Source organism: uncultured Phascolarctobacterium sp. (genome assembly GCF_934190775.1).
Lineage (GTDB): Bacteria > Bacillota > Negativicutes > Acidaminococcales > Acidaminococcaceae > Phascolarctobacterium_A.
In genome coordinates this window covers 51,039-58,290 of sequence record NZ_CAKPTG010000017.1, presented here as the reverse complement: position 1 = coordinate 58,290, position 7,252 = coordinate 51,039, and the positions used below count along the sequence as shown (strand labels likewise).

The following is a 7,252-nucleotide window of genomic DNA, read 5'->3' as shown; positions in this document are numbered from 1 at the left end:
AGCGAAAACCTGGCACGCGTTGCTAAGGCTATGGACCGTAAAGTAAGCGACCTGAACGTAGTTCTGCTGGACCGCGAGCGTCATTATGGCCTGATGGACGAAATCCGCAAGGCTGGCGCACGTATCTCCCTGATTACTGACGGCGACGTTAACCCGATTGTTGAATGCTGTATCGAAGGCAGCGGCGTGCATATGTACGTTGGTAAGGGTGGCGCTCCGGAAGGCGTTCTGGGTGCTGCTGCTGTTAAATGTTTGGGCGGCGATATGCAAGCACGCCTGGTTCCTGAAGACGAAGCTCAAGCTCAACGTTGCCTGAAAATGGGTATCACCGATGTTAATAAGGTGCTGACTCTGGATGACCTGGTAAAAGGCGATGACTGCATGTTTACTGCTACCGCTATTACCAACTGCAACATGCTGAACGGTCTGCGTTACTTCGGCGATGGTGTACGTACCCATACTATTTCTGCCCGTTACAAAACCGGCACTGTACGTTTTGTTGATGCTATTCACAGCCTGGACCGCAAGGTGCTTGCTGTTAAGCTTTAATTTTAAAACCGGTTATAGGGCTGTTACGTTTGTAACAGCCCTATTTATCAATTAGATTGCCTATGGAAAATTTATTAGTCAATAAGGTTGCTGCTGTTAAGGAAGTACAGCAGGCTGCCGAATATCAAAAGAAAAAACAGGCCTATATTTTAACCGGGTTGGCTGGAAGCAGCAAGCCGGTCTTTTTTGCTGCCATCGACAAGCTTGTAGGCAGCAAGGGAAGCCTGGCCTTTATTACTGCATCACGCGAAGAAATCCGTGCCTACAGGCGCGAGCTGAACTATCTGTATCCTGATTTGCCGATGCAGGAGCTTTATCCTGTAAGCTTACCGCGTGTGCAGGCTGATACGCAGAGCCTGGAGCTGCAGGCAGGTCGTGCGGCCGCACTACGCTTTTTGAGCGGCGAGGAGCGCGGTATTGTCTTTATTACAGCAGAGGCGCTGCAGCAAAAGCAGCTGCGTCCGAGCGGTATGTCCGGTAAGGCTCTGCAGCTTGCTGTAGGCGAGGTGTATGAGCAACGCGCGGTAGCAGCTGCGTTGCTGGATTTGGGTTATGAGCGTACGGAGCAGGTTGATGCCTTGGGACAGTTCTGCTTGCGTGGCGATATTCTGGACGTATATCCCATTAACGCCAGCGCACCTATACGCATCGAATGGTTTGACAATGAGCTTGACGCTATGCGCAGCTTTGATGTTGACACTCAGCGTAGCCTGCAGACTCTCAGCAGCGTTAAGGTTGCACCGCTGAAGGTGGATGAAAGCTTCAGCTATGATGCTGATATTTTTGAATACTGTGCTGCTGATACGCTGGTAGTTGTTGACGAGCCGGTGCATGTTTTCAGCATGCTGGAAAAGCTGGATAAGGAAAATAAGCTGCATTCTGCCGAGCTTTTTGGCAAGCAGGAGGTCATAGAACAACTGGCTGTTAATGGAGTGATGCTGGTATCGGCGTTGGGACACAGCTATTTGCAGCAGCTGCCGGCGTTGAATATACCTGTGCGTGCAGTAGCTCCATATAATAAAAATACTAATTTGTTGGTAGAGGATTTGCAGAGCTGGCTGGCTGAGGGACTTACGCCACTTATTATGCTTTCCAGCAGCGTTAAGGCCCGCGGCTTTGCTGATAATCTGCACAACTATGGACTGAAGGGGCATTTTGCCCAAAAGAGCTTTGAGCCGGGAGTAGTAAATGTTACTTATGGTGATTTGGACCATGGCTTCCGTTTTTGGGATGAAGAATGGCTACTGCTGACGGAGAATGATATTTTCGGTATGCAGAAGCGCAAACGTCTGCATACCAAAAACCAGGGGCAGCAGCTGCAATATTTTTCAGATATTAAGGCTGGCGATTATGTTGTTCATAAGGTACATGGCATCGGTCGTTATATAGGCGTAGAAAACGTTGTCCTCAATGGCATCCACCGTGATTATCTGCTTTTGGCCTATGCTGGTGATGATAAGCTGTATGTTCCCGTAGAGCAGGTTGGCATGCTGCATAAATATGTCGGCAGTGAAGGCAGTGTACCGCGTCTTTCCAAAATGGGCGGTACAGATTGGAAGCGTACTACAGCTAAGGCGGCGAAGGCGATTACAGAGCTGGCTGAGGAGCTGTTGCGTTTGTACGCTCAGCGTCAAATTATGCCTGGCCACGCTTTTTCGCCAGACTGTCAGTTGCAAAAGGATTTTGAAGCAGCGTTTCCCTATGAGGAAACGCCTGACCAGCTGAAGGCTATTGCAGAAATTAAGGCTGATATGGAAAAGCCACAGCCTATGGAACGTCTGCTGTGCGGTGATGTAGGCTACGGTAAAACTGAGGTGGCATTGCGTGCTGCCTTTAAGGCTGTGCTTGATGGCAAGCAGGTGGCGGTGCTGGCGCCGACAACTGTGCTGGCACAGCAGCATTATATTACGTTCAAGGAGCGCGTGCGCAATTTCGGTGTGGAGGTTCGTTTGCTGAACCGTTTTTGTACGCCGAAGGAGCAGCGCACTGTTTTGCAGGATCTTGCTGACGGTAAGGTTGATATTCTTATCGGTACGCACCGTCTGCTGCAGCCTGATGTGAATTTCCCCAGCTTAGGGCTGTTGATTATTGATGAGGAGCAGCGCTTCGGTGTTGCTCAAAAAGAAAAAATAAAAAAATGGCATCTTGGCATCGATGTTCTGTCGCTGTCAGCAACGCCTATCCCGCGTACCCTGCACATGGCGCTGGTCAACGGCCGTGATATGAGCGTTATTGAATCACCGCCGGAAGACCGTCTGCCGGTGGAAACGTATGTCAGCGAATATAATGACGGCATGATTAGGGAGGCACTGGAGCGTGAGCTGCGCCGCGGCGGCAGGATTTACTATATCAGTAACCGCGTAAGTGCTCTTGAATCGCTGTCTGTCAAGCTGCGTCGTCTTGTGCCGGGCATCAGCATTAAAATAGCACATGGACAGATGAATGAGGACGCCTTGGAGGATGCTATGCTTTCCTTCTACGAAGGCAGCTGTGATGTGCTTTTGTGCACTACTATTGTGGAAAATGGCCTGGATGTATCCTTGGCCAATACGATAATTATTGACGGTGCTGATAACTTTGGCCTTTCGCAGCTGTATCAGATGCGTGGCCGCGTAGGACGCAGCTCGCGTCTGGCTTATGCTTATTTTGTTTATCAGCCGAATAAGGCGCTGAGTGAAATTGCTGAAAAGCGTTTGCAGGCAATCCGTGATTTTACGGAGCTTGGCGCTGGCTTCAAGATTGCTATGCGTGACCTGGAAATCCGTGGCGCCGGTAATCTGCTTGGTCCGCAGCAGCATGGTCACATTACCGGTATTGGCTTCGCAGCTTATTGCGAGATGCTGGAAAAAACAATCGAGCGCTTGAAAAATGGCAGGACAGCTGAGCCGGAGCCGGAGCCGGTACTGGAAATTCAGGCAGAGGCCTATATTCCGGACAGCTATATTTCTGATCCGCGCTATAAAATGGAGCTGTATCGTCGCTTCAGCGAGCTGGAATATTCGCAGCGCGATGATTTGCTTGATGAAGTTATTGACCGCTTCGGCAATCCGCCGCCGGAGGTGGAAATGCTTTGGCGTTTGGCAGCGCTTAAGGGCTTGTGCCGCGTGCTGAAAATTCGTGGCGTAAATGTGCGTCAGGGTGTTATTCGTCTGACGTTTAGTGAGAAGGCGCAGGTAAATCCGGAGGCTGTTCTGAAGCTGCTGATGGAGCATCCGAAGACGATGGCTTTGAAAAACGGGCAGGAGCAGCAGCTGACGTACAGAATAGGGGCGACAAAGAAGGAACCACTGGCCTGGTTGGAGCAGACCTTGCCTAAACTTGTATTGGAAAATTGATAGTTGATAATTGATGTGAGGAGGTGAAAGCAGGAAATGAGCAGTGACAAATTTTTGCGTGGAGCGATGATTTTGACGCTGGCAGGTTTGATGGTGAAGGTTATCGGCTCGGTGAACCGTATCCTGCTTTCACGTCTGCTGGGCGGCGAAGGTATAGGTCTTTACCAGATGGCCTATCCCGTATACCTTTTGCTGCTGGCGATTTCTGCTGCCGGCATTCCGGTGGCAATTTCTATTATTGTTGCTGGCTTTCTGGCGCAGAAGGATTATGCTAATGTGCGTCAGGTGTTTCGCGTTTCGCTGCGCCTGATGGCCTGCGTGGGTGCGGTGCTGGCGCTGTGCCTGGTGCTGGCGGCAGGCTGGCTGGTGGAGGCGGGCGTGATTACTGATGCGCGTGCCTACTATTCGCTTATCGCGCTGACACCGGCAATATTCTTTGCGACTATTTTAGCCAGCTTCCGTGGTTATTTTCAGGGGCATCAGCTGATGACGCCACCTGCTGTATCACAGATTGTGGAGCAGCTTATCCGCGTAGTGACGATGGTGGTTTTGGCTTATGTGCTGCTGCCGTATGGCCTGGAATACGCGGCTGCCGGCGCCGCCTTCGGCGCTGTGCCGGGCAGCCTTACAGGACTGGTAGTAATGGGCTGCTTTTACCGCTACTACCGCAAGCAATGGCAGGCAGATGCAGGCAAGCTGCAGACACCTGCTAGCGAGCTTGTGCGCAGCAGCGCGCTGATAAAGCGCCTGCTGCTGTTGGCGCTGCCTGTATCCTGCGCTAATATCCTCGTGCCTGTTACCAGCAGCATTGACGTGCTATTGGTACCCGGTCGCTTGATTGACAGCGGCTTTGGCGTAGCGCAGGCGACGGCGCAGTTTGGTTACCTGGCAGGCATGGCACAGCCATTGCTGCTGATGGCGACGATACCGACGATGTCGCTGGCAACAAGCCTTGTGCCTGCTGTTTCTGAAGCCTTTGCTTTAAACAAATGGCAGCTTATTGAGCAGAAGGCAGCAACAGCGATGAAGCTGTGCTGCCTGATAACAGTGCCTGCTTCCGTAGGTATGTGGGTACTGGCGGAGCCTATCAGCCAACTGCTGTATGGTACGGCAAAGGCCGGCGTTGCTATTATGCATTCGGCGCCTGCTATCTGTCTTTTAGGCCTGCAGCAGGTTACAACTGGTGTGCTGCAGGGAGTGGGACATACCAATCTGCCGATGGTGAATATGCTCATTGGCATAGCAGCGAAGCTGATTGCTGTCTGCCAGCTGACGAATGCGGAATATGGCATTGCAGGTGCAGCGTGGGCAACGAACATAAACTTTGGCGTGACAGCGCTTTTGAATATTATTGCGCTGTATCACTTCCGCATAAGCTTTTCCTGGCTGAGCATTGGTAAAATCATCATCGCATCTGCTGTGATGGGCGTTGCTGCTGTAGAGGTACATGCGCTGCTTAGCGGTGCATCGCCTGCGTTGGCAACAATCGGTGCCATGCTGGCTGCCGGGATATGCTATATCATATTGCTGCCGCTTTTAGGCGTGCTGAACAGACAGGAGCTGCGTCAGCTGCCGGTAGTAAAACGATTTTTTAAATAATTAAAGAAAGAAGGCGTACTATCATGGGAACAATTACAATTGTCGGCTTAGGCCCCGGTGCTGTGGGACATCTTTCGTTGGAGACAATGGGACTTCTGCAAAACTGCGCTCAGGTTATCCTGCGTACAGCAGTGCATCCTACCGTTGCCGAGCTGGAAAAGCAAAATGTAAAATTTACCTCATGTGACGATTTATACGAAAAGGCTGCTTCCTTTGAGGAGGTTTATAACAGCGTCGTAGAACGCGTGCTGGCAGCAGCACAGAACGGCGATGTTGTTTACGCTGTACCGGGCAGCCCGCTGGTTGCAGAAAAAACTGTTGTTTTAATGCGCACTGCTGCCAAGGCACAGGGCGTAAAGCTGGTAATCAAGCCGTCTATGAGCTTCTTGGATTTGGCTTATGTTGAGCTGGGCATTGACCCGATTGCCGGCCTGCAGATCATTGATGCGCAGGATTTTGCAGAAATTGCCGGTGCCGGTCAGCATCCGTTGATGATTACCCAGGTTTACAGCCAGATGGTAGCCAGCGATTTGAAAATTGCGCTGATGGATGTACTGCCTGATGAGTATGAAATTTATTTCCTGCGCAATCTGGGCCTGCCTGATGAGGAATGCCGTCCGATTAAGCTGTACGAGCTGGACAGACAGCCTAATATCGACCATCTCACGAGCGCTTATGTTCCGCCGCTGGCTGAGGGAGCAGAGGATACTGTATTTGAAAAGGTTGACGCTGCGGAAGACGTTCCCGGCATTATCACTTTTGGCGAAGATGAAGACGATTTTGCTGACGAAGGCGAAGAAGAAGGCTATGCAGAAGACTTTTTGCCGGAAGCAGGCTTTGATGATTTTGACATCCAGCCGTTGGCCGAGGTTATGCGCACCCTGCGCGAGCCTGGTGGCTGCCCCTGGGACAGAGAGCAGACGCATAAATCTATCCGCAGCAACATGATTGAAGAGGTTTACGAATATCTGGAGGCTGTAGATGCTGACGATGTTGCAGGCATGCGTGAGGAGCTGGGCGACGTGCTCATGCAGGTTGTCTTCCATGCACGTATGGCACAGGAAGCAGGCCGCTTTGACTTGCAGGATGTTATTGACGAGGTTGTAGATAAGCTGATCCGCCGGCATCCGCATGTTTTCGGTGATACCCATGTCGACAACAGCGATGACGTGTTGGTGAATTGGGAGGCTATCAAAAAGCAGGAAAAACAGGAGCGCAAGCATGTTTTGGACGGCGTAACGCAAGGACTGCCGGCGCTGCTGCGTGCCTACAAGCTGCAAAGCAAGGCTGCGAAGGTTGGCTTTGACTGGCCTGATAGTGCATCTGTATGGGCCAAAGTACAGGAGGAGCTGGGTGAGCTGCAGGAAGCATTACTGGCAGGCGACAAGGCCGCTGCTGAGAGCGAGCTGGGCGATGTGCTTTTTGCTGTGGTAAATTACGCGCGTCATTACGGTATTGAGCCTGAAGTAGCTTTAGACGGCACCAATAACCGCTTTGCTGCCCGTTTCAATTACGTAGAAAAACAGGTGGAGGACAGCGGTAAAGGCTGGCAGGACTTCACTTTAGCTGAGCTGGATAAATTTTGGGATGAGGCTAAGGAATTAGAACACAAGCAGATTTTATAAGGTGATTTGGCAATAAAGTTACTAAAATAACGCTATTTTTCGCTTGTTTTATAAATATTTTCGGAAAAGGCTTGCAGGAAAACGCTTTAGAGTGTAGAATACTATTGCTAGTTAAATATGAGTTACGTTACGAAGTTACGTGCT

Annotated in this window: 4 protein-coding genes; all 4 read left to right on the top strand. The window is 50.9% G+C overall.

Annotated features, from left to right (window positions below):
* The coding region (locus tag Q0G26_RS09310; protein WP_293830075.1) for a fructose-bisphosphatase class II at positions 1–549 on the top strand (549 nt) is incomplete at its 5' end.
* A 62-nt stretch (positions 550–611) separates the two neighbouring features.
* Positions 612–3,884, top strand: coding sequence for a transcription-repair coupling factor (gene mfd / locus Q0G26_RS09305; protein ID WP_293830073.1), 3,273 nt, complete (start codon positions 612–614; stop codon positions 3,882–3,884).
* A gap of 36 nt (positions 3,885–3,920) precedes the next feature.
* A complete protein-coding gene (locus Q0G26_RS09300) occupies positions 3,921–5,483 on the top strand; it encodes a polysaccharide biosynthesis protein (protein ID WP_293830072.1) in 1,563 nt (520 codons plus the stop codon).
* Positions 5,484–5,506: 23 nt separating this feature from the next.
* Positions 5,507–7,108, top strand: coding sequence for a nucleoside triphosphate pyrophosphohydrolase (mazG, locus tag Q0G26_RS09295; RefSeq protein ID WP_293830071.1), 1,602 nt, complete (start codon positions 5,507–5,509; stop codon positions 7,106–7,108).
* Positions 7,109–7,252 lie beyond the last annotated feature (144 nt).